Source organism: Kribbella sp. NPDC049174 (genome assembly GCF_043197365.1).
GTDB lineage: Bacteria > Actinomycetota > Actinomycetes > Propionibacteriales > Kribbellaceae > Kribbella.
Genome location: NZ_JBICSZ010000007.1, coordinates 329,911 through 353,546 on the forward strand (window position 1 = coordinate 329,911; position 23,636 = coordinate 353,546).

The 23,636-nt window shown below is 66.7% G+C and carries 31 protein-coding genes and 1 tRNA gene; 18 read left to right on the forward strand and 14 right to left on the reverse strand.

Going from position 1 to position 23,636, the window contains the following annotated elements; all coding sequences use genetic code 11:
- Positions 1-61: 61 nt before the first annotated feature.
- From ACGFIF_RS31265 to ACGFIF_RS31280, 4 genes are read left to right on the forward strand one after another with little or no spacing between them, the layout of a single operon-like run.
- Positions 62-898, forward strand: coding sequence for a hypothetical protein (locus tag ACGFIF_RS31265; RefSeq protein ID WP_393159468.1), 837 nt, complete (start codon positions 62-64; stop codon positions 896-898).
- Between the two features lie 2 nt (positions 899-900).
- Positions 901-1,197 (forward strand): hypothetical protein, encoded by a 297-nt coding sequence (locus ACGFIF_RS31270; protein WP_393159470.1) that lies wholly within the window; start codon positions 901-903, stop codon positions 1,195-1,197.
- A complete protein-coding gene (locus tag ACGFIF_RS31275) occupies positions 1,194-1,418 on the forward strand; it encodes a hypothetical protein (RefSeq protein WP_393159472.1) in 225 nt (74 codons plus the stop codon). Before ACGFIF_RS31270 ends, ACGFIF_RS31275 begins: the two co-directional genes overlap by 4 nt.
- Positions 1,419-1,465: 47 nt before the next feature.
- Positions 1,466-2,326, forward strand: coding sequence for a bifunctional DNA primase/polymerase (locus ACGFIF_RS31280; protein ID WP_393159474.1), 861 nt, complete (start codon positions 1,466-1,468; stop codon positions 2,324-2,326).
- Positions 2,327-2,423: 97 nt separating this feature from the next.
- On the opposite strand, the gene ACGFIF_RS31285 is transcribed toward ACGFIF_RS31280, so the two are convergent.
- Positions 2,424-2,849, reverse strand: coding sequence for a hypothetical protein (locus ACGFIF_RS31285; RefSeq protein ID WP_393159476.1), 426 nt, complete (start codon positions 2,847-2,849; stop codon positions 2,424-2,426).
- A gap of 578 nt (positions 2,850-3,427) precedes the next feature.
- Positions 3,428-4,234, reverse strand: coding sequence for a M48 family metalloprotease (locus ACGFIF_RS31290; protein WP_393159477.1), 807 nt, complete (start codon positions 4,232-4,234; stop codon positions 3,428-3,430).
- Positions 4,235-4,665: 431 nt separating this feature from the next.
- Here ACGFIF_RS31290 and ACGFIF_RS31295 point away from each other — a divergent pair, with 431 nt between their 5' ends.
- Together ACGFIF_RS31295 and ACGFIF_RS31300 are read left to right on the forward strand one after the other, a co-directional pair.
- The gene (locus ACGFIF_RS31295; protein WP_393159479.1) at positions 4,666-4,893 is read left to right on the forward strand and encodes a hypothetical protein; all 228 of its coding nucleotides are present in this window, start codon (positions 4,666-4,668) and stop codon (positions 4,891-4,893) included.
- Positions 4,894-4,948: 55 nt separating this feature from the next.
- Positions 4,949-5,569 (forward strand): RNA ligase family protein, encoded by a 621-nt coding sequence (locus ACGFIF_RS31300; RefSeq protein ID WP_393159481.1) that lies wholly within the window; start codon positions 4,949-4,951, stop codon positions 5,567-5,569.
- Between the two features lie 100 nt (positions 5,570-5,669).
- On the opposite strand, the gene ACGFIF_RS31305 is transcribed toward ACGFIF_RS31300, so the two are convergent.
- The 3 genes from ACGFIF_RS31305 to ACGFIF_RS31315 all read right to left on the reverse strand — a co-directional run bounded on the left by ACGFIF_RS31305 (position 5,670) and on the right by ACGFIF_RS31315 (position 7,464).
- Entirely contained in the window at positions 5,670-6,359 is a 690-nt protein-coding gene (locus ACGFIF_RS31305; protein WP_393159482.1) for a class I SAM-dependent methyltransferase, read from the reverse strand.
- Positions 6,360-6,398: 39 nt separating this feature from the next.
- On the reverse strand, positions 6,399-6,557 hold the full coding sequence (locus ACGFIF_RS31310) for a hypothetical protein (RefSeq protein ID WP_393159483.1): 159 nt from the start codon (positions 6,555-6,557) through the stop codon (positions 6,399-6,401).
- 178 nt (positions 6,558-6,735) lie between these two features.
- The gene (locus ACGFIF_RS31315; protein WP_393159484.1) at positions 6,736-7,464 is read right to left on the reverse strand and encodes a GNAT family N-acetyltransferase; all 729 of its coding nucleotides are present in this window, start codon (positions 7,462-7,464) and stop codon (positions 6,736-6,738) included.
- A 179-nt stretch (positions 7,465-7,643) separates the two neighbouring features.
- Between ACGFIF_RS31315 and ACGFIF_RS31320 the strand changes: the two genes are divergently transcribed.
- The 6 genes from ACGFIF_RS31320 (at position 7,644) to ACGFIF_RS31345 (ending at position 11,356) form a co-directional block, all read left to right on the forward strand.
- Complete coding sequence (locus ACGFIF_RS31320) at positions 7,644-8,003, forward strand: hypothetical protein (RefSeq protein WP_393159486.1); 360 nt, start codon at positions 7,644-7,646, stop codon at positions 8,001-8,003.
- 80 nt (positions 8,004-8,083) lie between these two features.
- Positions 8,084-8,446, forward strand: coding sequence for a hypothetical protein (locus ACGFIF_RS31325; protein ID WP_393159488.1), 363 nt, complete (start codon positions 8,084-8,086; stop codon positions 8,444-8,446).
- Positions 8,447-8,579: 133 nt separating this feature from the next.
- Entirely contained in the window at positions 8,580-8,933 is a 354-nt protein-coding gene (locus tag ACGFIF_RS31330; RefSeq protein ID WP_393159490.1) for a hypothetical protein, read from the forward strand.
- Entirely contained in the window at positions 8,933-9,211 is a 279-nt protein-coding gene (locus tag ACGFIF_RS31335; RefSeq protein WP_393159492.1) for a hypothetical protein, read from the forward strand. Before ACGFIF_RS31330 ends, ACGFIF_RS31335 begins: the two co-directional genes overlap by 1 nt.
- Before the next feature lie 723 nt (positions 9,212-9,934).
- Positions 9,935-11,104 (forward strand): SIR2 family protein, encoded by a 1,170-nt coding sequence (locus ACGFIF_RS31340; protein WP_393159494.1) that lies wholly within the window; start codon positions 9,935-9,937, stop codon positions 11,102-11,104.
- Between the two features lie 179 nt (positions 11,105-11,283).
- Positions 11,284-11,356 (forward strand) — tRNA-Arg (locus tag ACGFIF_RS31345).
- Positions 11,357-11,370: 14 nt separating this feature from the next.
- On the opposite strand, the gene ACGFIF_RS31350 is transcribed toward ACGFIF_RS31345, so the two are convergent.
- Positions 11,371-12,828, reverse strand: coding sequence for a tyrosine-type recombinase/integrase (locus ACGFIF_RS31350; protein ID WP_393159496.1), 1,458 nt, complete (start codon positions 12,826-12,828; stop codon positions 11,371-11,373).
- Between the two features lie 313 nt (positions 12,829-13,141).
- Here ACGFIF_RS31350 and ACGFIF_RS31355 point away from each other — a divergent pair, with 313 nt between their 5' ends.
- Positions 13,142-13,570, forward strand: a complete 429-nt coding sequence (locus ACGFIF_RS31355) for a DUF1761 domain-containing protein (RefSeq protein WP_393159498.1) — start codon at positions 13,142-13,144, stop codon at positions 13,568-13,570.
- A 4-nt stretch (positions 13,571-13,574) separates the two neighbouring features.
- Here the strand turns inward: ACGFIF_RS31355 and ACGFIF_RS31360 are convergent, their stop codons facing one another.
- The 5 genes from ACGFIF_RS31360 to ACGFIF_RS31380 form a co-directional block, all read right to left on the reverse strand.
- Positions 13,575-14,864: a hypothetical protein gene (locus ACGFIF_RS31360; protein ID WP_393159500.1), complete on the reverse strand. Its 1,290-nt coding sequence runs from the start codon at positions 14,862-14,864 to the stop codon at positions 13,575-13,577.
- A gap of 92 nt (positions 14,865-14,956) precedes the next feature.
- Complete coding sequence (locus ACGFIF_RS31365; RefSeq protein ID WP_393159502.1) at positions 14,957-15,559, reverse strand: META domain-containing protein; 603 nt, start codon at positions 15,557-15,559, stop codon at positions 14,957-14,959.
- Positions 15,560-15,571: 12 nt separating this feature from the next.
- Complete coding sequence (locus ACGFIF_RS31370) at positions 15,572-16,051, reverse strand: SigE family RNA polymerase sigma factor (RefSeq protein ID WP_393159504.1); 480 nt, start codon at positions 16,049-16,051, stop codon at positions 15,572-15,574.
- A gap of 92 nt (positions 16,052-16,143) precedes the next feature.
- Positions 16,144-17,493 (reverse strand): alpha/beta fold hydrolase, encoded by a 1,350-nt coding sequence (locus tag ACGFIF_RS31375; protein WP_393159506.1) that lies wholly within the window; start codon positions 17,491-17,493, stop codon positions 16,144-16,146.
- Between the two features lie 129 nt (positions 17,494-17,622).
- Positions 17,623-18,024, reverse strand: coding sequence for a hypothetical protein (locus tag ACGFIF_RS31380; protein WP_393159508.1), 402 nt, complete (start codon positions 18,022-18,024; stop codon positions 17,623-17,625).
- A gap of 366 nt (positions 18,025-18,390) precedes the next feature.
- Between ACGFIF_RS31380 and ACGFIF_RS31385 the strand changes: the two genes are divergently transcribed.
- From ACGFIF_RS31385 to ACGFIF_RS31405, 5 genes are all read left to right on the forward strand, one after another.
- The gene (locus tag ACGFIF_RS31385; protein WP_393159510.1) at positions 18,391-19,071 is read left to right on the forward strand and encodes a hypothetical protein; all 681 of its coding nucleotides are present in this window, start codon (positions 18,391-18,393) and stop codon (positions 19,069-19,071) included.
- Complete coding sequence (locus ACGFIF_RS31390) at positions 19,068-19,208, forward strand: hypothetical protein (protein ID WP_337001036.1); 141 nt, start codon at positions 19,068-19,070, stop codon at positions 19,206-19,208. Before ACGFIF_RS31385 ends, ACGFIF_RS31390 begins: the two co-directional genes overlap by 4 nt.
- A complete protein-coding gene (locus ACGFIF_RS31395; RefSeq protein WP_393159512.1) occupies positions 19,205-19,609 on the forward strand; it encodes an alpha/beta fold hydrolase in 405 nt (134 codons plus the stop codon). The genes ACGFIF_RS31390 and ACGFIF_RS31395 overlap by 4 nt, the downstream gene beginning before the upstream one ends.
- A 220-nt stretch (positions 19,610-19,829) precedes the next feature.
- Positions 19,830-20,309: a GNAT family N-acetyltransferase gene (locus ACGFIF_RS31400; RefSeq protein ID WP_393159514.1), complete on the forward strand. Its 480-nt coding sequence runs from the start codon at positions 19,830-19,832 to the stop codon at positions 20,307-20,309.
- An 88-nt stretch (positions 20,310-20,397) separates the two neighbouring features.
- The gene (locus tag ACGFIF_RS31405; protein WP_393159515.1) at positions 20,398-21,168 is read left to right on the forward strand and encodes a hypothetical protein; all 771 of its coding nucleotides are present in this window, start codon (positions 20,398-20,400) and stop codon (positions 21,166-21,168) included.
- A gap of 646 nt (positions 21,169-21,814) precedes the next feature.
- On the opposite strand, the gene mscL is transcribed toward ACGFIF_RS31405, so the two are convergent.
- The 3 genes from mscL to ACGFIF_RS31420 form a co-directional block, all read right to left on the reverse strand.
- The gene (gene mscL, locus ACGFIF_RS31410) at positions 21,815-22,204 is read right to left on the reverse strand and encodes a large conductance mechanosensitive channel protein MscL (protein ID WP_393159729.1); all 390 of its coding nucleotides are present in this window, start codon (positions 22,202-22,204) and stop codon (positions 21,815-21,817) included.
- 119 nt (positions 22,205-22,323) lie between these two features.
- Entirely contained in the window at positions 22,324-22,941 is a 618-nt protein-coding gene (locus ACGFIF_RS31415; protein ID WP_393159517.1) for a hypothetical protein, read from the reverse strand.
- Between the two features lie 317 nt (positions 22,942-23,258).
- Entirely contained in the window at positions 23,259-23,606 is a 348-nt protein-coding gene (locus tag ACGFIF_RS31420; protein WP_393159518.1) for an FmdB family zinc ribbon protein, read from the reverse strand.
- Positions 23,607-23,636 lie beyond the last annotated feature (30 nt).

The window sequence follows — 23,636 nt, forward strand, 5'->3', positions numbered from 1 at the left end:
CGGCCCCTCGGCCGCCCGGCCATTGACACGTAACCGTCAACACACGAAGGAGAAGCCCCCCATGAGCGAATCCACCAACACTGAGACTGACACCGGACCGGACGAGTTCCAGGTGGCCGCCACCGCGATCACCCGCGCGATCCGCGCGATCAACAACAACCAGCGCCCCGGTGACGGCGCCGAGTTCATCACGCACCTGCTCGCCACGGTCGCCGCGAACCTTGGCAGCAGCGACGCAGTGACCGCCGGCCGCCCCGGATCGTGGGAGTCCGCCGGCGTGATTGACCTGCTGCGCAGCACCGTCGGGTACAACGACGAGTACCTGCTGACGTATCGCGCCGAGCCGATCGAGATCGTGGTCAACAGCGTCTACGAGTTCGACGACCTCGGCATGTTCGAGACCTACGACGCCAGCACCAACCACATCGGCCAGACGCTGTTCGGTGACCGCTGGACCCCATCGCGCGACCGGCTGACCCTGAACCAGCTGCAACAGATCGAGGACATCGAGGGACTGCTCGCCGAGCTCGAGCACACAGACCGCGCCGAGTACCAGCAACGGCTCACCGCGACCGTCCAGGCCCGGTTCGAGCAGCTGCGCACCGACGACCCGCACCGCTACCCCGAGCACCTGACAGTGACAGTCCGGTTCGTCAACGACGGCCCCACTCCTGACGGCCGCACGGCCGACCTGACCGACGGGTGGGGCAGCGACCTGGCCAGCCGCCTCTACCAGCACGCCCGCGAAACCACACCACTGCCCGGCAGCGACACCGCACCGGACTGGGCCGCCGGCCAACGCCACGCCGACACGCTCCTCGCCGCCGGGCACTGGCCACACCTGCGCATCCCCACTCTCGCCCACTACGGCGTACCCACCACTACGAAGGAGAACTGACCATGGCTGAGCGCATCCAGAACGGAACAACCCTCACGACCTACGACGAGCTGATCGAGCTGGTGGGCTGGGCTTTGGTCCCTGTGGTGATCGACCGCGCCGGAACCCCGTGGATCGTGTTCGAGACCGAGGACGGCGACGGCTACGCGGTCACCGTGCCGTGCCCCGACGATGACATTCCCGGCCGCACGGACTTCGACGGTCTCTGCGAGCGTGGCCCGCTGCGCGTGGTGTTCAACGGCGACACCAGCCCCGAAGCATGGCCCGGAGCGAACAAGGACCAAGGGGTGACGGCATGACGATCAAAGTCAGACTGTCCGGCGAGGCCGACGAAATCGCGCGCCTGGTCGAGCATCTACGACACGAGTTCGAAGTGGCCGGCGCAGACCGCGCCTACCCGAACCGTGGATCGTTCGGCGTACGTGTCTACCTCGAACTCCGCGAGCCCGCCGCAGGCCGGGATAAGCAGCGAGTCCGTAGCGAGCGAGTCCACCCCGATTGGAGAGGAATCGAGCCGTGACCGCCACCACGCGGCGCGGCGGGCGAGCCTTGGACTCGGACCACCGGATGCTCAGCCGGGCCGCGCACTGGCACGCCGATCACGGCATGGCCGTCTTTCCGCTCGCCCCCGGCCGCAAGGTACCCGCCGTGGAGAAGGACTGGGAACACAAAGCAACCACTAACCACCTCGCGATCGCCCGCACCTGGCGCCAAGCGCCATACAACATCGGCATCGCCACCGGACCCTCCGGTCTCCTCGTCGTGGACCTCGACCAACCCAAGACCACCGCAGACCTGGCACCCGAACCATGGCGCACCCGAGGCGCAACCAACGGCGCCGACGTACTCGCCTTGACCGCCGCCGACCACGACGCCAGCATCCCCGCCACCTACACCGTCACCACACCATCCGGCGGACAACACCTCTACTACCGCCAACCCACCAGCCACCAGCTCGGCAACAGCGCCGGCCGCATCGGCTGGAAGATCGACACCCGCGGCCACGGCGGCTACATCGTCGGCGCCGGCTCGATCACCAACCACGGCCGCTACCTCGCGGAGGATACTCTGGCACCGCAGCCTCTACCCAGCTGGATCATCGAAGCCCTCGACACGACCCGGCCCGGAGCCGAGGCACCCCGGACCGCACCCAACCTGAAAAACACCACCGCGTATGCCCTCGCCGCGCTCACCGGGGAACTCGAGAAAGTCCTCGCCGCCACACCCGGCCAGCGCAACGACACCCTCAACCGCGCCGCCTTCGCACTCGGTCAGCTCGTCGGCGCGCAGCTGCTCGACCAGCATGTCGCGCGAGATGAACTCGTATCCGCCGCCGGCCGCATTGGCCTACCCCGCAACGAAGCCGAACGCACCATCACCTCAGGACTCACCGCCGGCACACAGCACCCTCGCCAACGAACCGCGTGACAGGCAGGGGAAGAGAAACACTATGAACGAGGAACGGGCCTCAGGGACCCGCCAATGGCTCCCGAGGCCCGTTCTTCGTGGACGGGCGAGCTGACTGTCAACCTGCCTGTGCTTGCTCAATCTCAATCGGCGGCACGCCCGAACGTCGCCACGCCCACGCCAGCGTCGCCATTGCACCTTCTGCGAAACCTGGGCGACCAGGCAGCCCACCGCGAGCAACCGCGAGCTCGGCAGCCTCAGTCTCCAGCGCGATCAACTCCTCGTACGCCTTTCTAGTGCTGCGGGTGATCGGAGCACGCGCCCGCTGCCTGACCGGGCCGGATGGGTAGCTGAAGGTCACGAAGGCACACGCCAGCCAACTGCACGTCATTTGCACGCCGGTCAGGTACCAGTCGCCGCGGCCTTCAGCCGCCAGCGCATCGCCACGTCGCTCGGCCGTCAACCACAGCCGGGCGAACTCACGCACCGGCACATGCAGGTTCTCCCGCGGTATCCGCTCGAAATCCCGGGCAGTCAGCTCCATACCACACGACGATCCCATAGCGCACCGACAGTTTCGAGGGAAGCGCTTCGGGCGAGCTGAGACCGCGGGGCATTTGGCCGCGGCCGAGTGCTGCCCCGGCGCTCGCTTCTGAACGTCGGGGCCTAGGCGCTGACTCCATCCCGGCCGGGATCATTGGGCATGCCCTGACCCGGAGGTAACCCGCTCGTTGACAACTAAACCTCCGACACGGCGGCTCCCGCCAGGCGATGACCCGTAACGGCGACCCGTCGGCTTCCGATAGTCAGAGGATGGGGTGGGGGATATGAGACGTTGCAGATACCGCCCGGGCAGCAGCGACCAGATCGACTTCGAGGTGACCAGGCGCCTGCTCGGGCTGCTAGCGGTACTTGCTCGCGTGCCGGCTGGCGAGGATCCGGAGCTGGCCGACGATGAGTTGTTGGACCGGTTGTCCGCCACCTGTCGAGCGACCAGCCGCCATCGACAGGGCCGAGCGGGGGGGGAACCCGGACTGGTGACGACTGGTCACTCGCTTGCAGTGTCCGCCCGGCCGTCGCCATACACAACTTCGTTGCGCTACGGGCCGAAAGTCCGGAATCTCAGCGTGTCTGATGCCCGTTCTGAGTCGTTGAGCGCAGGTGATGCTCCAGCGCCCGCAGGCGGGCCGATTCGATCGGTTGGGACGCTGTCAGGGGCGTGCGGTCGATCCGTTGGTGCGACTGGGCGCGCGCGACCTCGCGGCCGGTGAAGACCTCCCACAGTGATACGCCGTACCCGAGATCGGCAGTTACCCGGTCGGCGTACTTCTCGCTCGCACGCGACGCCCAGGCAACGACAACCGGCGCGAACACCGGCGAGATCATCATGACGAAGTACTCGTCGAAGCTGGTGAAGATCGCCACCAGGAACACCCCCACCACGAGGAATCCGATCACGAGCTTGATCACCGTACTCAGGCCCGGCACCTTCACCCCATGCCGGATGAACGCACCCAGCGCCCGGGCCGGGAGCGAGTACCAGTAGATCATCAGCGACAGCCAGCCTGGCACCGCGAGTCGGTGTGCCAGTTCATGCGCCAGGACCGCCTCGAGATTGCGCGGCGGCAGCGTGTGGACACTCCAGGACGTGACCGCCACGGTCGACCCGGCTGTCTGCGGTGCGGTGGCCTCCGGTCCCTCGTGGATCCACACACGGTACCGGTCGGGATTGACGCCGGCTGCGGCACATGCGGCCCACCAGGCCGGGCCGACGCGGCGGGACTCCAGTTCGGACGGTGGCCGGAGGCGCCACACCTTCCAGGCCAACAGATCCTGAGTGCGCGGGTAGATCAAAGCCGCCCCTGATACCAACCAGACGCCCAGGGCAACATGCTCGATCGTGTCACTCGGGATCCCAACGAACTGCACCGCCAGCCACGCCCACCACAGCCACGGCAACGCCAGCAGCAGCTCCGTCAGGCCAGCTATGTCCCAGCGTCGTGCTCGGCCGGCCGCCCGCCGTGCCCCGGGCGGTGGGATCGAAGCCGGACGAGGCGATTCCTGGTCTGTCGGTGGGGAATTCCGGCTGGGCGCTACCGCCCAGCCAGGCAGGGGTTGGCGGGAAGTGTCTTCCGGTCGGGTCGAGCGGTGCGGATTGTTGCTCTCAGCCCCATTCATCTTTCGCAGGGTAGCCACCGCCACCGACATGCGACCAGCCGTTTGCAGCTTGTTGCAAAGGGCGTGGAGACGCCTCCGGAGCTTGCCAACGGCAACACCCGCGAGTGCAGATCGAGCACCGCTACCGCAATGGGAGACCGAGGCACGATGACAGGCGACCCGATCAGGCGCAGTCTGGAGCCATGAACGGATCCGTGCAAACGATCAACATCGTCTTCGACGGACCGCCGGCGCCCCAAGGTGGGCGGTTCGTCGAGGTCGAGACCGACGACGGCCACAGCATCAGCATCGGCCAATGGCTGGAGCGCTCAGACGGCAACTGGGCGCTTCGAATCGAGAACGTGCGCATTCCTTCACCCGATGTCATCAACCGCCCAGACGAGGCGGCCCACGATGACCCCGAACCGTAAGCCGCCCCTGCCAGCCGATCACGGGCCTATCCTCCCGCCGGACCTGGCTGGACCCGTGGAACTGGAACTCGCCAAGGCGGTTGAGCAACTGCCGGGCCGCAACGGCCTTCCCGGCGGATCACGCTATGAATTGAAGTACGACGGCTACCGTTGCGCTGTAGTCCGCCGCAACGGCACTATCCGCTTGTGGTCGCGGAACGGAACCGACCTGACCGACAAGTTCCCCGATGTCCACAAGGCGCTCGGCGCCCAGTTGGAGCGAGACTGCGTCCTCGACGGCGAGCTGGTCGTGTGGAACGGCGAACTGCTCGATTTCGGCTCACTCCAGCAGCGCATGATCAACAGCGCCGCGACCATCCGGCGGCAACTCGCACCGAAGCGGCCGGCCTCCTACGTCGCCTTCGACCTCTTGGCGATCGACCAGGTAGACATCAGAATGATGCGCCTCAGCGACCGGCAGCGACGCCTCAGCTCACTCGCGAAACCATGGCGACCGCCGCTGCAGCTCTCGCCCGTCACCGACGATCCCGACGAGGCACGTGAGTGGCTCGACGCCTTCAGCTACTCCGGCGTCGAAGGACTGGTCGTGAAGGGCGCCGGCACGCGATATCACCCTGGCCGCCGCGACTGGGTCAAGATCAATTCTATTGGGGTGGCCAGTGTTCGGTTGGGTTAGCTCTGACTGAACCTGCAAGGTCAGGCGGCGAGTCGTTGCCGCGCGACGGTGCACGACAGGTGTCGTGCACGACTGGAGTGGTGCAGTGACGAGGTCGCCTTCAGTGGTCGGTCTCGGCGGAGCGTCCCTGTGGGACAGTCCAGGACAATATGTATCGCCAGAACAGGCCGCGTCTGAGCCGCGCACCGGGCAGGATGCGTTCAGCTGTGAGGGCGATCTCCTCGAACGATTCCGCGGCCATGGCGGTGGGAGCGGCCATGTGCGTCGGGATTTTGCTTGATCGTCGCGGATGCACGACGGCACCGACGATCGGATTCAGGATCAGCGAGGCAATCGACCATGGAAGGTCTGCACGCGCTTCTCGGCTGATGCCGACCACAACGAGTCGGCCACCCGGTCGCAGCAATTCGCGCGCCTTCCTGAGCGTGGCTTGCAACGGCAGATGATGCAGCACCGCCACGAAGGTGATGAGGTCGTAGCGGTTCCGGTGGGACTCGTCGAACGGTTGGGTCAGGATGCGGACGTTGGCGAGGTCTGCGGTTGTGCGCCGAGCTCGCGCTGCGGTCGGGACATCGGGCTCGATGCCAGTCACTGCGGGAAAGACGCCCGCGAGCCGGCGAACGAGGTTTCCTGTCCCGCAGCCCACGTCCAGGGCCTCCGTTCCACCGGCGGCGCGGACACGACGCGCATGGTGGAGGACGAGTGCGGCATATGCGTCGTTGTGGGACCAAGGATGGGCGTCATTGAAGCGAGCCACGGCGGCCAGCGCGCTCTGGAAGGCACGAGACATAGTGCGACAGTATCGACGGATCTCCGTCCCGCCCGAGCTTCAGGTCGGCGGGGTGTTGAGCTGAATCATCAGCTCGTCGCCGCGTTCCTCAAGCCGACGGCGCAGCTCGAGGAGTTGTTGCTCGCGGTCGGCGAGCGCCTGCAAGAGGCTGCGGACGTCGTCGGGTGCCCCCAGGCACTGTGGAGAAGACGGTCTCACCAAGGCTCTCTGACAGCCGGTTTCCAGGGTACGGACGTGCTGCTGCAGGGCAAGTCGTCACGAGCGGATGAGAATCGTCCTCGTCGAGCGGTCGACGTTCTCATTGCATGGCGTACATCCACTGACTCGTTGCCCCGCCGAAGGACATGACCAGCCCCGGCTCCGATTGCGTTGCACATCACGTTGGTTCGTCCGGCTCGCGCATCGTCCATTCGAGCGGCAGCGCCGCGAACCACATCACGTCGATGCGCTCGCCCTGCCACACGCTGTGTGCGCGCATCGTTCCCTCGTGCACGAACCCCGCGCGGCGGGCCACCGCAGCTGACGCTTCGTTGTCCGCCTCGACCGTCAGGAAGGCGCGAGCTGCGCCGAGCCTGAACAACCACCGTGTGAGCAGAACCACCGCCCGAGTCGCGTACCCGCGCCCTCGCGCGCTCGGCCCGATCCAGTAGCCGAACTGCGCTACGTCTCCCTTCGACCAATCATCGACGCCGCAGCAGCCGACCAGGCCACCAGAGGCTGCGTCCGTGATCGCGAATGCAACACCAGATGGTGGCTCCGCCGCGCCGAACGCCCGCCACCTCGACGCGAACTCGTCGATGATCGCTTCAGCGTCCCCGATCGAGAGCGGCGGAGCCGGCCGCCCGAGTCGATCGTGGGCCCCGTTGTAGCGTCGGATCGCTGGATCGGCGAATGCTTCCGCCATGAACCCGGCTTCATCTCTCGACCACGGCCGGAGAGTGACCACACCATCCGAGAGCGACACCACCGGAATGTCGGCATCCGCTGCACGCACGTCTATCGGCTCCCTTGGTTCCGGTTTCCCCTGGACATGTCGCACCCTACGGACTGAAGCGAACCGACCGCAGCTCAAATACCGGTCACTGCTCGCCTGCCGCCTCTGCATCGGCGAGGGCAGATGTCCGTGGAATCTCGGTCGTTCGGCTCAGTCGGAGGCACGCGGCGATGTCGAGCAGGCCGTAGCACCGTGGACGGTGTCGCGCACCTGGCGAATGCCACCCAGCGCGACAGTGCACGACACAGAATCGAGCCCTCTAAAAGGTCAAGCACCGCGACACTATCGAGGTGATCGTCGGTGCCGTGACCGGCCGCATCGACCACCCGGAAGTCGTCGTGTGCGGACGCTACCGAGGACGCGACCTGGAGATCGTCGGGCGGACCGTTCCACTCAACCCTGCCCAGGCCGACGAGCAGGCGGCGGTCCTCAAGCCGGCAGGCGACCGGCACCCCTGGCCAGACGAGATCAGCGCCGGGTACTGGGGCCGCGACGCCAAGAAGGTCCCGATAGTCAAGGTCAGGCCGCTCGTCGTGGCCGAGGTCGCGGCCGACGCCGCTATGCAAGGTGACCACTACCGCCACCCGCTTCGATTCCACCGTGTCCGCGGCGACCTCACGCCGAACGACGTGGATCGACTACCGGTGTAGCAGTCGCTCGGTGCGAGCCTGACGGGTGCGCCAGGTTCCCGGCGGAATCCCTGCTCGGGCGGGCGGGTACTGGGTGTTTTATGAGCAGCTTTGAACCGTGGAGCTTTCGGTCGGGCTCTGGCTTCAGCGATCGAAGCAGGTTGGATGGCTACAAGGTGCTGGCTCCGGATGGCGAGGTCGGCAAGGTCGAAGATGCCAGCTATCCGCCCGGCGAGGCGGCGCTGGTGGTCGATACCGGTCTAGGGCCCTTTGGGCAGCGTGTCCTGCTGCCGGCGGGCGTGGTCGAGTACATCAACCACCACACCAAGGAGATCACCGTCGACGTCAGCGAGGCCGACATCCAGGCGGCCCCGCCGTACGAGGCCGACAGCTATCAGGACCCGGGCTACCGCGACCGGGTGGCCGTGCACTACGCCCGCGTGCGCACGGCGCGTAACCGCTAATCCGCCCTCAAGTTTCACGTACTGCAGACCGGCTGCAAGGGTCTGGGTGCGCGCCGAGTAGCCGACCGGCCACGGTCAATGAATTGGCGATCATGTCTCGAACATATGTTCGCCTTTGTGGCATCCTGGGGTCATGAGCAGGTTTGAGGTGTGCGGGGATGCCGCCAGTGGCTTCGGAGTGTCCGACTCTGCCACCAGCAGGTGGAGCATGCCGCTGGATCTCAGCGAGGCTGAGGCCGCGGAGCTGGCGGCCGACCTGAACGCCCGGTGCGACAGCTACCAGCGCGGACCCGAGGCGGTGCGCTGGTGCAAGCCCGCAGTCCCTGTCGCCGCCAGGCGATGGAAGCCAGCCGGAACCATCGATGTGTGGATCCGGGACCGCGGCGAGTGGTACGGCAGGGTCTGCGACGACACAGGGCGGGTCCGGTGGTATCCCGCCGACGACCTACGTCCCGCCGGAGACCCGCCGGTTGAGAAGGCAAGCTGATGACCGGTCCTGTGATCAAGCTCGAAGGAGGCCCCGGACACGGGCAGATCTACCTCGAATCCGACTTCCGTGGCCGCATCAAGGCCGCCCAGCGGATGGGCCGCACCGAGGCAACCGGTCCCGGTTGGGCGCTCGGCTACACGCCTGGACCCGGCAACCTGTGGGTATGGCAGGAGGGAGTCAACTGCCACCCCGCCGATCCGAACGATCCCGACCTCGCGTCGTACGGCGCCGCCTTCCAGGCGGAGTTCGCGACGCAGGACATGGCCTGTGGATAACTCCAAACGGTGCCGCCGACTTTCCGGCAAGCTGGACACGTCGCCGGCCGCGGCCAGAGACCACTCGCAGGCGAGCCGCTGCCCGCACAGCGTCGAGGCGCGAGGCCCTGGGAGCAGGCAGGCCCCGGTCGGCGGCGGGTCTCCCGCGCGCCGCGCGAATACCATCCGCCACGACCCCCGCGGAAGCGGCTGGTGGCGCGGCCGTTTATAACAATTCGGTCACGAGCGGTCTGTACCGCGTAACCGAATCGCTGTATGTAATCGCGCGACTACGCATTTCACTGTTCGTCCATCCCGTGGATGGGATGTAACACGGATAGCGCATACCCTCCGCGCTACAACGATGCAATCAAGTATGTGAGTTTCTTCACAATTTCTCCCGCGTGATCCCATTTGGTGAAAACCGTTTGAATCTGTCCGAATCTGAACTACAAGGCGGTAATTTCCGCCCGAGTAGCGGTTCGGATGCCGGGGCTGGGCGCTGTACTGTCGTGCGCGGTACATGCGAAGACCCCGGTCGACGCAAGCGCCGAGCCGAGGTCCACACGTTGTCATTTGCCGTGACGTTGTGGACCTTACTGGGTGTCGGTTTAACATCCAGCCGGTTCTTTACATACGGGCTGATCGTTACAGCCTCGTTATGTTTAGGTGCTGTGGGTTCTGCCTTGCTGACGCTGGGTTCTCCGTGGGCCATCGTGTCCTACTAACTGGAGAAACAGCACCATGCCCCTCAGTCCCAACGACGACCTGGCCGCTCTGTTCGGCAACGGTCTGTCGATCGCCTTCAATCATGACCTCGCCATCCCGGCCCTCACCACCGAGATCAAGCGCCGGTTCAAGACCATCGACCCGGCGCGCGAAGCCCCCGACAGGGTCCTGGCCCGTCTCGCGACGCGGGCGCACGAGACGGGCGACCCTCACCAGGACTTCGAGGCCCTCATCGGCCCGCTCGACCAGCAGAGCGAGAACCTCACGGACCTCCGGGAGCTGGCCGAGATCGTCGGACAGGAGTCACGCGCAGTCGCCAATGCCATCAGGACCGTCGGCGACTTCGTGAAGAGCCTCCAGCGCCAGGGCAAGGGCGACGCGCTCGACCTCATCCAGGAGCGCTCGTACGCCGGCGGGTTGCAGCCCACTTGGATCATCGAGGACTTCATCCGCGCCGTGACCGCGACTGCTGCAGGACAGGTTGCCATCGGCAACCTGAACTACGACTCCCTGGCGATGGCCGGGCTCTGCCGGACCGCGCCGACGGGCGGATTCTGCGACATGGCCTGGGGATACGGTCCGAGCCTCTTCGACGTGGTGCCGGGCACCTACACGATCAGCGGCTCGGCGCTGCGCACCGACGCGAGCACCTTCCCGGCCAGGAGGACCCGTCTGCTCCACCTGCACGGCTCGCTCACCTGGCTCCGGCGGCCCGGCACGAACGAGATCTACCGGTTCGGGATCGAAGACCTCCGCACCATCGACTACTGGCGGGCGTGGAGGGATGGCCTGACGGAGTGGGCACCTGAGGTGGTTCTGACGAACCAGAGCGCCAAGAGTCAGGTCGTCGCCAAGCATCCGTTCCTCCTCGCCTACCAGACGTTCTTCCAGAGCCTGTACAAGGCCGACCGGTGGTTGATCGCCGGCTACTCCTTCCGCGACGAGTGCGTCAACGACCTGCTCTCCCAGGCGTGGGGCTACCGCGCCGCCAACCCGCCGGAGATCCTGGTTGTTACCCACGGCAAGCAGTTGACGATGGATCAGGTCGTCGACGCTATCGGCTGCGCCCCGGGCCTCGTCCCGACCGGACGCCACCTGTACATCTGCCGGTGTGGGATTGCCGACGCGCCGAAGTGCGCGAGGTGGTCCAGCTGGGAGCGCTTCGGGATGCACAGCGTGGCCTAGCAGCCACGCTGCCTCGGTGATGGGCAACGAGGCGGGAGTGGCCGGCGGCGATGGCCTCCGGCCACTTCCCTTGTTTTCGGCTCGGCCGAATCCTTTGGTCCCTCGCGAATGGAGAGGGGCACGGAGCCACCGACCCGTCCCCTGGCGTGGTGGCGACTACGCTAGGCTCCCTGTGACAGGCCCCCGTAGCTCAGGGGATAGAGCAGTGGTTTCCTAAACCATGTGCCGCAGGTTCGAATCCTGCCGGGGGCACCTTCACAATTGGCCTAGCCTGCTTCTTCCCGGCGACTGTCTTCCCGCGCCGTACCCGGGCTGATCACCGTGGCTCGTCTGTACTGCTTGGCCTCCACGAGGCCGCGGTCCTTCAGGTCTGCGATTGCTCGGCTCACCGTGCCCACGGAGACGTTGTGGGTATCGGCTAGCTCGCGCGCGTACGGCAGCTCCGAGCCAACCGGGTACTGGCCCGACTCGATCGCGCCGCGGAGTTCGGCGGCGAGCTTCTCGAATGCGTGCCGCGGTTTCCGCTCGCCGAAGTCTGGGCGGGGGATGGACTGAGCGAGTGTCTCGGCGGCGGCCGTGTCCGCCTTCTCGACCCACGCGGCGTAGAACTTCAGGGTCGTTGCCCCGCCGCTGCCATGGCCGAGACGCCCGGCCACCGATCGCAGGTCGATGCCGGCCGTGAGTAGCTCCGTGGCTGAGTAGTGCCGAATCGAGTGAAGGCGGGTACTGCGAAGACCATTCCTCTTGGCGAGGCGTCGGTATCGCTGAGTTGCCGTGTTGGGCTTCAGGGGCTTGGAGAAGTCTGGTGTAAGCGAGAACACAAAGGCGTTGCGCGCGAGTTCGAAGCCCAGCTCCTCGACCTGACGACGGCACTTGCCCTTGTATGCGCGCAGCAGGTCGACGGTGTAATCGTCCAGCCTGACTCGTCGTTTCTGCCGGCTCTTCGTGGGACCCTCCATGACCTCTCCGTCGTACTGGTCGCCGGCGCGCTCCACCATGAGCGTGGAGCGTGACAGATCGACGTCGGTCCACCGGAGAACGCAGATCTCCCCGCGGCGGCTGCCGCTGATCATGGTCAGCCACAGGAACAGGCCCCACGCCGGGTCGCGCCAGGCCTCGTTGATCACCGGTGCGAGTTCCTCGGGTGTGGGCGGGTCAGGATCCGGCGCCCCGAACGACGGCGGCTCGGTGAACGCGACGACGTTCCTTCCGAGATATCCCCACTTGACGGCGCGATCGAAAGCCGGGCGGAGAACGAAGTGGATCGCGCGGACCGAACTGTTCGCCAGCGGCTCGCACTCGTGATCCTTGTGGGACGTGCCGCGGACCGCGTTGTGTTTGCAGGTCTGCAGGAGTGCGTAGTAGTTCTCCAGAACCTCGGCGTCGAGTTTCGCGGCCTTCATCGAACCAAACCGCGGCTCGATGTAGTCGCGCACGAGCTGGCGGGTGCGCACCCGTGTCTTCCGCACGTGGACGGGTTCCTTGATGGTCAGCCACTTTTCGATGACCTCGCCGACCGTGAGGTCGCTACGTGCGTGCGTCTGTTGGTCGACTTGGTGGAGCAGATTGGTGAGTGCCTTCTCCGCCAGCTTCTGGGTGGGCGCGGTCGCCCTGAGGAAGCGTCGTTTGCCCGTCAGGGGATCGATGCCGGCGGACACTACTGCCCGGAACGTTCCGTTCGGCCGCGCCTCGATGTGGCCGCGGCTAGACGATCGTTTGCTCACGGCAACCACGGTATCGGCTCCGTGTTCCCATTTGTGTTCCCATGACGCAACGAGCGTCGGGTGAGGTGTAGAGTTCCCGCAGGTCAGAGCCACTTTTTGGTGGATAGTTCGAGAAAGCGACGCACGGTTTAGGAAACCGACGCTCTATCCCCTGAGCTACGGGGGCGCACTGGTGGGCCCGAGGGCCGGGGCCAGCCTAGCGGACTCGGGGCGGGGGCGCTCATCGTGATCACGATCGTGCGACGGGTGTGGACCGGGGGTTGGTGGTGGGCGCACGCTTCGGGCTACGGGATGGATTCGCGGGGGAGGGGCTATGAGTTTCAGCGTGCTCGGGGATCTGAACTGGCTTACGGTGGTCGTGGCCGCGGTCGTGTACTTCGCCATCGGCGGGCTGTGGTTCGCTCCGGTTGCCTTTGGCAAGCAGTGGCAGGAGGCGATCGGGTGGAACGAGGCGGACGCCGCGCAGGCGACGCCGGCGAAGATGTATGTCATTCCGGCGGTCACCTGCCTGGTGACGACGATCGCGCTCGCGATGGTGTCCGAGGCAACCAGCACCGACACCTTCGGCGAGGGCATCGTGCTCGGCTTGGTGGTCGGTATCGGACTCGTTGCCTCGGCCCTGTTCGTCACGGGTTTCTTCGACCCGCGCAAGCCCAAACCGCAGACTTGGATCGGCATCACCGCCGGCTATCACGTCGTGGGAATCCTCGTTGCAGCGGTGATACTGGCGCTGTGGACCTGAACGGTCAGCCAGTCAGAGCCGATACTCCCAGGTGGCCGCTGATCGAGGCATAGCGTTCGGCGTAGAGGGTGGTGCAGCGGGAAGACGCGCAGCCGGCGCCGGCGAAGGTGATGCCGCGGATGGTGGCGGTGGTGGAGCCGGGGCGGGTGTAGACAGGTCCACCGGAGTCGCCTCCGATGATGGCGATCTGGCCGCCGCGGGTGGCGCGGATGACGTAGGTGGTGCAGCCGTCGGTATCGCAGTACTTCGCTGACGTGGAGCGGACGGTGATGCCGCACAGTGACGTACTGAAGCTGCCGGACTGACAGACGACTGTGCCGACGCCGGGGTCGCCGCCGCCTTTGACCGTGCGGGTGTTGGCGGTGTCGCCGGGGCCGTCGGTCCAGATCTTCGGGCCGTACGTGCTGCCGGTGAGCAAGGCCTGGTCGTAGTCGGGGTAGTTCGCCCGGACCGAGGTGGTGCCGTAGTAGTACGAGCCCGACTTCCACAAGGTCCCGACGCCGCCGCAGTGGCCGGCGGTCACGGACCCGCGCTGGCCGTTGGAGCGTCGTACGACGGAGAAGCCGGCGGTGCAGTTCTTCAGGGCCGACGTGATCCGGGCGCCACCCCAGTGGCCGCCCTTCGGGGTGTCGTTGAGCCGGGACGTCCGCGCCAGCGAGCTCTCGACGAGTTGTACGCTGGACAGGCCGCGCAACCCCTCCAGTGACGCGGCGGAGGTGCTGGCCTTGTCGTACTCGACCACGATGTCCTCGCTGACTGGGTCGAGGTCGGCGGCGAACGTCGTACCGCGGGCGTCGGCGGACCAGGACCGGGCGCCGACCGTGTTCCAGGCTTCGCCAATGACCTTGGCGGATCGGCAGCTGCGTTCGATGCCGACCATCTGCTTGCCGGCCGCAGGGACGTTGCGGGCCATCGCGGCCTCGTACCTGCGGGTGTCCAGCACCGAGCTGTCGACCACGACCTTGTACCCGGCCGACGCGGAACCGACGACACCGATCACACCCTGGCTCAACCCGTAGGGCAGCCCGGATGTCGGCCTGCCGGTGGCGTCCAGCGGCTCGAGGGACCGTACGGCGAGGCTGATGCCTTCGCCGAGGGTCTCGCCGAGCGGCCGCGGATCCGAGGCGGACGTCGGCTGGGCGAGCCGCTGGGACTGCACCGAGTTCGCACTCGGCTGGGCGTGCGAGCATGCCGCTCCAGCAGCGGATGGGGCAGCCACGGACGCCGTGAGGCCGACCGCGAAGAGTGATACTGAGCCGAGTGTGAGCAGCGGGACGGTAACTGAGAGTCGCACGTAGCTCCCCAGATCGGTGGACGGCCGCATCCATCGTCCGGGCAGAGACTTCACTCAGTCAAGAGTCGATCACCGTCAGCGAGCAAATTTGACTACCGTGCGCGAGCGTAACTTGCGAGTTCACGCCCGTCGCCGCCGAAGAACTTCAGCGTGTCTGCGTCGAGAGTGATGCGCTTGGCGCCCTGCAGTACGGCGGTGTGCGGCACGTTGTCGCACCCGACCAACCGCTGCGGGCCCGCCTTGGCGGTGAACTCGCCGCGCTGACCGATCGTGTACGTCCCCGACAGCCCGTTGCAGCCATCCGAGCCGGTCCAGGTCCCGTCCGGTTTGAACTCGATCAGCGGATCGTCCGGCCGCTCAGCCTTCAGCGTGGTGAGACCGGCCATCTGGACCGGCCGCCACGTCCCGGACACACTCTGGGCCGACGGCGGTGCCTGCACCGAGGTCGACGCGGCCGGCGTCTGACCGCCTGCGACCGGCGGCTGCACCGGTGCGTTCCGCCCGCCCAGGCTGAATCCGACGACGGCGACGGCGGCGACCGCCACGGCGGCGGCTCCGGAGATGATCCAGGTACGACGCTGGGCCTGGCGCGCACCCGTCGTCGCCCGCTCGGTCAGGCCGGTGGCCGGCGGCACCGAGGCCGCGGCACGGTCGAAGGTTCCCCGCAGGTCATCCTCGAGATCGGTGTTGCTCACGACAACCTCTCATCACACATGGTGGGACTGCCTGGTCTTCCGCAGGGTGGCGAGCGCCCTGCTGGCGGTCGCCCGGACGGAGGACGGTTTGATGCCGAGTACGTCGGCGATCGTGCGGTCGTCGAGATCCTGGTAGTACCGCAGGACCAGCACGACCCTCTCCCTGGCCGACAACTCAGCGAGCGCTCGCCAGAGATCGTCGGAGTTCACGATGTCGGTGGCGGGATCGGGCACCGTGTGCTGCGGGTCGATCTCGGCCGTCGGTGCCTCGGTGAACGATCGCCGCCGCGTCATCGACAGGTACGCGTTGATCAGGATCCGCCGGACGTAGTGGTGCGGATCGTCCGCCTTCCGCACCTTCCGCCACGACCGGAACGCCTGCATCAACGCGATCTGGGCCAGATCTTCCGCTCGCTGATAGTCGCCGGAGACGGTGAAACCGAGCCGCACCAGTTCCTGTCCGCGCGCGGACACGTACTCCTCGAACTCCACTCGCCACTCCCCGGCTGGGCGTACAACACCTCACACCTATTAGACGCATCGAGTCGCCCAGGGTGCTGCAACCATTCACGCACAGTTGAGTCTCAGCCCAGCAGAAACGCCCGCGCCGCCTCCCGCCCGCGCGGGTCCCGCTGCACGCCATGCCCACTCCCTGGTACGACGACCAGCTGCGCCGACTGTGCATGCGCCAGCTCCCACCGCGCCCATTCCACTGGGCAGAACAGGTCGTTGCTGCCGTGCAGAATCAGTGTCCGTGGCAACAACTCGGCAGCAGCCGGGTACGTCGACATCCGCGCGGCCGGCCACCGCAGACACCCGTCCACGATCAACTGCTGACGGGCGGTCTGCACGTCGTACGGATACAGCTGCTTGGGGTCCAGGCGTCGTACGGCGGTCTCGAGAGTGCTGACGGCCCCGCCGGCCCAGGGGATGCGCAGGTCGGAGCAGAGCGTGGCCAGGTGCAGTCCGGCCGACAGTACGTCGTACCCGATGCCTTTGCTGCTCACTGACTGGAGGAACTCCTTCAAGCCCGCATCGTCTCCGTTGCGGGCGGCGTGGAGGGTCGCCGGGATCCCCTTCAGGGATGGGTTGACCGTGTTGAGGCTGGAGATCGACAGGCTCTCCAGGAGCTCCGGGCCGTCGACCGAACCGTGCTGCACCAACCACGCCAGGTCCGCGACAGGGTCCGTCGTACACGCAGGGTCTTGGCGACAGGCTGCCTTGAGTACGCCGCCGGTCGCAGCCATCAGGTCCACACCGAACGGGTCGAAGCCCTTGTGCGGGACCACTGAGTCGAGCACGAGCGACGAGACGCGGTCCGGGTACTTCAGCCCGTACTGCGCCGCAGTGAAGCTCCCGTACGACGTCCCGTTCAGTGTCAGCCGCTCGACACCCAAGTGCTGACGCAGCCGCTCGATGTCTTCGACTGTGTCCGGTGTGCCGTAGTACCCGACCCCTTGACCGATCCGCTGGGCACAGTCCTCGACTGTCCCGGCAGGGGCGGTCAAGAAGTCCGAACCGCCTATGGCTGCTTGTAGAGAAGAGCAATTGATGCCGGACGAGCCGGTGCCCCGTTGGTCGAACATGACGAGCCTGTACTCGCGGAGCACGTCAGGATGAAGGTTGTTGCGGACACGGGCCAGCAGGGAGACACCTGGTTGGCCCGGGCCGCCGGTGAGCATCAGCAGAACGCCGCGTGGTGCGTCCACGTTGTTTGCTGCGGCTACGGCCAGATCCAGCGTCTGATCGTCCACGCCAAGTGGTACGCGCAGCGTCGTACAGGTGAAGCCTGCAACGCAGGGGCCAGAGCGCTTCGGCGGGTCCGTCGGGTCCGTCGGGTCCGTCGAGTCCGTCGAGTCCTTCGAGGCCGGCGAGGAGCACGCGGTGCAGACGAGCAGCAGCGCACACAGCAGCCGGATCAGTCGTGTGCCCACGCTGAAGCTTCCAACACTTCGGGGCAAGGCCGCTACCTGCCTTGCGGGTCGACCCCAGGGAGGGACCCGCAAGGCAGGCGCGGGTTGACCCCGGTCCGGACGGCTTCGGGGGGCGCGTCCGATGCAGGGTCAGCGCAGGCCGAGCGACTTGATCAGCTCGGGTGACACCTGGCGTGGAGCCGGTAGCTCGCCGGGCTTGCCCTGGCCCTCCAGGGAGGTCGCCACCAGGCGGCGGCAGCCGAAGGTCTCCACGGTGTAGGAGAGAACGCCGCGGTCGTTGTCGGTGAACCGCAGTACGTACGTGGGGCCGAGCTCCTGGGTGCAGTAGGTCGGCTTCTTGGCGACGGGCTTCGGAGCGTTCACCAGAGCGAACAGGTCCGCGGCCTGCTTGCTGTTGCGCTTGGCGCTGACGGTCGCGTAGTCCTGCCCGGACGCCTTGGCGTCGTACTGGCAGACGGTCACGCTGACCGGCTGGAACAGCGACGTGGCCGCGCCTTTGCCCCAGACGACTTTGTCGGTGGCTGCGCGCACTGCCGCGATGGTGTCGGGGCAGTCCATGCTGGGTGTGCCGCTGGGGGTGGGCGGCGAAGGGGTGGTCGGGGTATCCGTGGGCTGGGCGGCGGGCGGGGACGTGGCGCTCTCGTTACCGCAGGCGGCGGTAACTCCGAGCACAGCCACGACGAGCGTCGCACCGATCAGGCCCCGTGTCCGTAATGCACTCACGACTCGGTCCTTCCGGGTTGGCAAGGTCATCAATGATGGTCGACAGGGGTCTCGTCCGGCGTGCCAGAAGCATCACGGCGGCGCGTCGTTCCGGTCACGCCGACGGATCGTGCGGCAACCGAGGCACACCTGTAACGTGCACGCGCTGTTCGGCCCTGATTACCATGCTGTGCCGTGGGCCGGAAGAAGAACGACGACGCGACGGCGCAGCGCGAGCGCGACGAGTGGCAGCTCGGCATCGACTGGGCCCGCTGGCTGATGGCCGGCAACAGTCCGCAACCACTCACCATGTACGGCCTGGTCCTCGAGCAGGGCGAGGTCGCCTACGTCAACACTCCGGCGCACTACGCCCGGCTGTACGGCGGCAGTGGTCGCTACACCCACAACAGCGGCCTGTTCATCGGCAAACCGGGGGTCGTGCTCGGGATGATGGCGGCGAACGCCGCGGTCAACGCGAGCCGGAAGGCCGCGGCCAAACGGGACATGCAGCTGATGTGGCGCGACCTGCAGGAAGTCCCGACCGTGGCGACGAACTACCGGCTGCTGTGCCTGCTGCCGCGGCGTGGCTGGCTGAGCTTCTACTACAGCGCCGTGCAGGAGTTCTATCCCGATCCGGCGAACTGGACGATCACGTTCGGTTTCCAGAACGCGGAGCCGCTGCGGCTGGCCGGACTGGCGACGCCGACGCTGTCCGTGCTGACCGCGTGGTGCGTGCTCGGAAACGACCGCTGGCAAGGCGAACCGGGGATCGCGCCGCTGATCGAGGCCGCGACCGGACACCAGTTGCCGCCGGGGGGTGTTCACGGCGAATTGGATACCGGACAGCCGCGGCGACTCGGTAACCTGGAGCCATGACGAGCCCGTACGAGGACGACGAGCCGCTGCTCCCCGAGCAGACCCGCGACGACGACCCGCGGACCTGGGGCGACAACGATTTCGGCAGCGACGACGACGAGCGCATCCTCCGCGAGGTCCCACCGCACCACGAATGAGCGACACCGTCGTTCTCGTCCACGGCGGACTGTGGGACGCCATGGACGCGGAACGCTTCTGGCGTACGACGGGGATCGCCGCCGGACTCTCGTCGTACGGCCTGACGGTGGTCGCGCCCGATCGTCCGAAGCAGCCGACCGGCTGGGACGTGGAGGTCGCGGCCTTGGGGGGATTGCTGGAGAACCGGAGCGGACCGGTGACGCTCGTCGGGGCATCCAACGGGTGCACAGTGGCCGCCCTGCTGGCGCTGCGTTACCCCGTTGACCGCCTGCTGCTCGCGTGGCCGGCGACCGGTGGCGATGCGGTGGTCGACGCACGGACTCGGGCGGGTTTGCTCGATCGAGGGTGTGCGGCGGAGCTCGTGGACGGGCTGCTTGTGGGGAGACGTTGCGTGGGGTGAAGGATGCCGAGCTGGCCGAGCTCGGGCGAATCCCGGTGGCGGTGGTGCCGTCGGTGCCGGAGAATCCGTCGCACCAGCGGAAGACGGTCGACTCGCTGCTGCGGTTGATCCCCGGGAGCCGGGAGCTGGCTGGGTGTCCGGAGCCGCCGGTGCCAGGGGTTCGCGCCGTACCTGGACTCGCTGGTGGGCACGATCGTGGAGTTCATGCGAGGGGGACGGGATGGAGCTTCGGGGGTTCACGGATGAGTACGGGCGTTTGGTCGCCGGCTGGGCCCGGACGGCGCAGGAAGTGGGCTTGCTCTGCGGTCGCGAGCAGTACCCGTTTCCCGAGGAGCTGATCGGGAGCTGGGTGAAGGTCGACCCTGACATCCAGTCGTACCTGTTCTTCGACGGCGACCAGCCGGTCGGGTACGGCGAGGTGTGGCTCGACGACGAGGAGGACGAGGTCGAGCTGGCCCGGCTCATCGTGGACCCGTCTCTTCGCGGCCGGGGGATCGGCGCCGAACTGGTCCGCGCGCTCCTGAAGCCGGCGATCGCAGCCGGTCATCCGGACATCTTCCTGCGAGTCAGACCGGACAACACGGTCGCGATCAAGACCTATCTGCGCCTCGGCTTCGTCGACGTTTCGCAACAAGAAATGGACGAGTGGAACGCCGCCCAACCCCAGCCCTACCGCTGGATGCGCTACGCCACCGACTGACGTCGTACCTGGCTTGCGAAACACAGAGCGTCCAGGAATTACTCAAATGCTTGGCTGAGGCAATTTTGCAAATACCTCTATTTTGCTGATGCGCAGCCTTGTGGAAACCGATCCGGTGGGAGGACTCTGGCTACAAAAGGGGGCAGCAGTCGTCGGGCGTGGTGAGACGACTGCCTCGGCTTCCGGTCGTCTGGAGGCAGCAGCAACAGGGGGAACCATGTCTAGAAGAATCATTACCATGGCGCTCGCGTCGGTCCTGATCACCCTCGTCGGTACTGGCACCGCCAGTGCCCAAACCGTGGCGGTTCAGGACCCTGTTGGAGATTCGGGAAACCCTCATGGCCAAAGCCTGGGCAATGAGAAGGCGCAGGAGTACTTCGACATCGTCCGAGCCGAGGTCTCCAAGGAATCTGGAACCTTTGCCATGACCATGCGTGTTGCAATTCCCGTGCCGGAAGCGCCGCCGCGCCCCACGGGCGCTTCCGGGCTGCTTCTGTGGGTCTTTGCCGTTGACACGCAGCCAGGTTCGATCGCGGGCTATCCTTTCTCTCCAGGACAGGTGCGACCGTTTGAATACTTCGTTCTGCTGGCCTGGGATGGCTCCGCGTTCAATGCATCCGTCATCGATCGGACGCCGCTCGCCTCGGGTGGAGAAGCAGTCACCAGTGACATTCCGTTCTCGTTCAACACTGCGCGCGACGAATTGCAGCTCCTGATCGAACCGACATTGATCGGCAACCCTGCGGCGTTCGAATGGCTGTCAGTGACCGTACTGCGGAAATCACATTTCGGGTCAACGGGAGTGTTGGCTCTCGATTTTGCTCCTGACGGCAGCCCCGGCGTGGCGAACTGGCCCTAGATCGACATTGATTCCTCAAGTCGGCCGTAGGTCGGCAGTTTGGTTTTGCATCGAGTCCCGTGTTGGGCTCGGTGGTCCTCGTCCGTGCGTGTCATGACGGTGTTCACCCTGCCGAGGCGGCCGCACGACCTTCGCACGGCTAGCGGCGTTCTGACCAGCCCTCGGGGGCTCGATGTCCGATTCGGGGACCCGGTCCGCCGAGGTGTAGCAGAGCGGGACGGTCTGTGGTCGGGAGGTCGGGATTGTGGTTCGCGGTCATTGAAGACGTTAGCTCCTTAGAAAGCGCTCGCCGGAATTGTGGACACGAACCCTGCGCGAGACAGCTTCGGACGGGGCTGGATGCTTCGCGGAATCCTGTGGCTCGCTTGCCGGATCGACAGCTGTTCGTGGGCGCCACAAGATCCGCACACCAGGCGGAACCGTTACCTGGGGAATTGGGCGGGACCTGGGTGCGAGAGGTGAGGCTGGAGCAGGAGCCGGGGGAACGGAGCGGGAGCGGAGCTGTGCTGGGAGCTGGGAGCGGGAAGTCGGAAGTGGGGCTGGAGCCGGGAGTTGGAGGTGAAGTTGGGAGGTGGGCAGGCGGGGGAGTGGGTGGGCTGTTGGCGAGCTCAGGGGCTGAGGTAGTGGCCCGCCCACTCCCGAGGGGTTAGGGGCGGGTTTGTTGGAGGGCGTCGCGGATTTCGGTGAGGAGTTGTTGGTCGGTGGTGAGGGGCTCGGGCTCGGGCTCGATGCCGCGGGCTCGGCGCTCGGCGAGTTTGTTGAGCGGCATCACGATGACGAAGTAGATGGCGGCTGCGACGAACAGGAAGTTGAGCAGTGCCTGCAGGATCGCGCCGATCGAGAAGACCGCGTCGTTGATGGTGAAGGTCCAGACCTTGCTGATGTCTGTCTTGCCGAAGATCGCTGCGACCAACGGGTTGATCAGGCCGTTCACGAGCGCGGTCACGACCTGACCGAACGCTGCGCCGATGACCACGGCGACCGCGAGGTCCACGACGTTTCCTCGCATGATGAACTCTTTGAAGCCCTTGAGCATGTGGGGTGCCTCCACGAAGCGGTGATATTCCCCGACAACGTAGGGCGCTGCCTCGGTCAGTGCGAGAGAGCGCGCCGGGCAGGCACACATCGTGCTCGCTTGTGTCCGATACGTGATCGTCAGCTGGTGTCCGGGGTCAGGGCCACGGTGATTCTGGAGTTGGCGGTGGCCTGGGCCAGGCGGGTGGCGACGTCGGGGCTGGTGGCGACCACGATCAGCGCGCCGGAGGTCGTCGTACGTGGGGAGGGTAGGGCGACCACGCGGACGGCTCTGGCGAGGAGGCGTGCGGAGTCGGCCGGTGTGCTGGTGGCGGCGTACAGGTTGATGTGGTCGCCGACGCGGAGGAGCGCGCTGATGTCAGGGTCGGCGATGCGGAACGGGTACGCGAGGAAGTCCTTGGGAACTGATACCGGCGCGAGGAAGCGGGCGTCGGTGAGTGGTTCGCCGGATCTGACTGGGCCGCTGAGGACGCGTGCTGTTAGGTCGGTGCCGGGTTTGAGGGCTCCGTCGGGGACGGCGGTGGTGGGTAGGTCGAGGGTGCGGAGGTCGGAGTTGGCGGGCACGGCTCCGCCGGCTAAATCGCGGGCGGCGGCTAGCACGGCGACGGTTGGCGGGGGTGGAGGGGAGAGGGCGGCGAGGCCGAAGTACACAGCTGCCGCGGCGGTCGCGCCGGCCAGCAGTCGGCGATGCCATCGTGCGGCGCGGATCAGGTCACGAAGTGGGGAAGGGATTCTCATGCCAGAGAAAGTACGAGTTTCCCGATCCCCCGCCTGCTGGTTATCCACAGCCGGGGGCGGCATGCCGGGTGGTCGGCAGGCGGGGAGTGAGGTGGGGCGGGGGAGTGAGGTAGCCGGGACGTCGCGGCGCCGGGGGGACTGGGCGACCGGAACGCGGTGAGGCTGGGGAGATAGGTGCCGGGACGTCGTTGAGCCGGGCAGGTGAGGCCCTGGACGTGGTGCGGCTCGGGACGTGAGCCGGACGGCGAGGTGAGCCGGCCGGAAGTTGAGTTGGCCGGGGCGCGTGGTGGCGTGGTGCCGCCGAGGGGCGGCGGGGTTCAGGCGGCGCTGGACTTGGTGTTTGACGAGGTGCCGCTCGACGAGGGGGAGGACGAACCGCTCGAGGAGGCTGAGCTCGACGACGAGGAGCTGGAGTCGGAGGAGGACGTCGAGGATGAGCCGGACGAAGATGCGGCGTCGGACTTGGCTGCGACTGTGCTCTTGCCGGAGTTGCGGCTGTCGTTGCGGTAGAAGCCGGAACCCTTGAAGACGACGCCGACGGCGTTGAAGACCTTGCGCAGGGTGCCCTGGCACGCCGGGCAGACGGTCAGCGCGTCGTCCGTGAAGCTCTGACGCACCTCGAGCGCCTCGCCGCAGTCGGTGCACTGGTACTGGTACGTCGGCACGGTTCGTTCCCTTCAGGCCGTTGGCACTCC

What these genes read in the sequence shown, in the direction of transcription:
- ACGFIF_RS31395 (WP_393159512.1), top strand. Translation starts at nt 19,205, where the DNA reads ATGAGCGACACCGTCGTTCTCGTCCACGGCGGACTGTGGGACGCCATG.
- ACGFIF_RS31355 (WP_393159498.1), top strand. Translation starts at nt 13,142, where the DNA reads ATGAGTTTCAGCGTGCTCGGGGATCTGAACTGGCTTACGGTGGTCGTG.
- ACGFIF_RS31295 (WP_393159479.1), top strand. Translation starts at nt 4,666, where the DNA reads ATGAACGGATCCGTGCAAACGATCAACATCGTCTTCGACGGACCGCCG.
- ACGFIF_RS31280 (WP_393159474.1), top strand. Translation starts at nt 1,466, where the DNA reads ATGCTCAGCCGGGCCGCGCACTGGCACGCCGATCACGGCATGGCCGTC.
- ACGFIF_RS31340 (WP_393159494.1), top strand. Translation starts at nt 9,935, where the DNA reads ATGCCCCTCAGTCCCAACGACGACCTGGCCGCTCTGTTCGGCAACGGT.
- ACGFIF_RS31415 (WP_393159517.1), bottom strand. Translation starts at nt 22,941, where the DNA reads ATGAGAATCCCTTCCCCACTTCGTGACCTGATCCGCGCCGCACGATGG.
- ACGFIF_RS31335 (WP_393159492.1), top strand. Translation starts at nt 8,933, where the DNA reads ATGACCGGTCCTGTGATCAAGCTCGAAGGAGGCCCCGGACACGGGCAG.
- ACGFIF_RS31285 (WP_393159476.1), bottom strand. Translation starts at nt 2,849, where the DNA reads ATGGAGCTGACTGCCCGGGATTTCGAGCGGATACCGCGGGAGAACCTG.
- ACGFIF_RS31305 (WP_393159482.1), bottom strand. Translation starts at nt 6,359, where the DNA reads ATGTCTCGTGCCTTCCAGAGCGCGCTGGCCGCCGTGGCTCGCTTCAAT.
- ACGFIF_RS31330 (WP_393159490.1), top strand. Translation starts at nt 8,580, where the DNA reads ATGAGCAGGTTTGAGGTGTGCGGGGATGCCGCCAGTGGCTTCGGAGTG.
- ACGFIF_RS31400 (WP_393159514.1), top strand. Translation starts at nt 19,830, where the DNA reads ATGGAGCTTCGGGGGTTCACGGATGAGTACGGGCGTTTGGTCGCCGGC.
- mscL (WP_393159729.1), bottom strand. Translation starts at nt 22,204, where the DNA reads ATGCTCAAGGGCTTCAAAGAGTTCATCATGCGAGGAAACGTCGTGGAC.
- ACGFIF_RS31390 (WP_337001036.1), top strand. Translation starts at nt 19,068, where the DNA reads ATGACGAGCCCGTACGAGGACGACGAGCCGCTGCTCCCCGAGCAGACC.
- ACGFIF_RS31325 (WP_393159488.1), top strand. Translation starts at nt 8,084, where the DNA reads ATGAGCAGCTTTGAACCGTGGAGCTTTCGGTCGGGCTCTGGCTTCAGC.
- ACGFIF_RS31275 (WP_393159472.1), top strand. Translation starts at nt 1,194, where the DNA reads ATGACGATCAAAGTCAGACTGTCCGGCGAGGCCGACGAAATCGCGCGC.
- ACGFIF_RS31405 (WP_393159515.1), top strand. Translation starts at nt 20,398, where the DNA reads ATGCGCAGCCTTGTGGAAACCGATCCGGTGGGAGGACTCTGGCTACAA.
- ACGFIF_RS31265 (WP_393159468.1), top strand. Translation starts at nt 62, where the DNA reads ATGAGCGAATCCACCAACACTGAGACTGACACCGGACCGGACGAGTTC.
- ACGFIF_RS31315 (WP_393159484.1), bottom strand. Translation starts at nt 7,464, where the DNA reads ATGCAGAGGCGGCAGGCGAGCAGTGACCGGTATTTGAGCTGCGGTCGG.
- ACGFIF_RS31270 (WP_393159470.1), top strand. Translation starts at nt 901, where the DNA reads ATGGCTGAGCGCATCCAGAACGGAACAACCCTCACGACCTACGACGAG.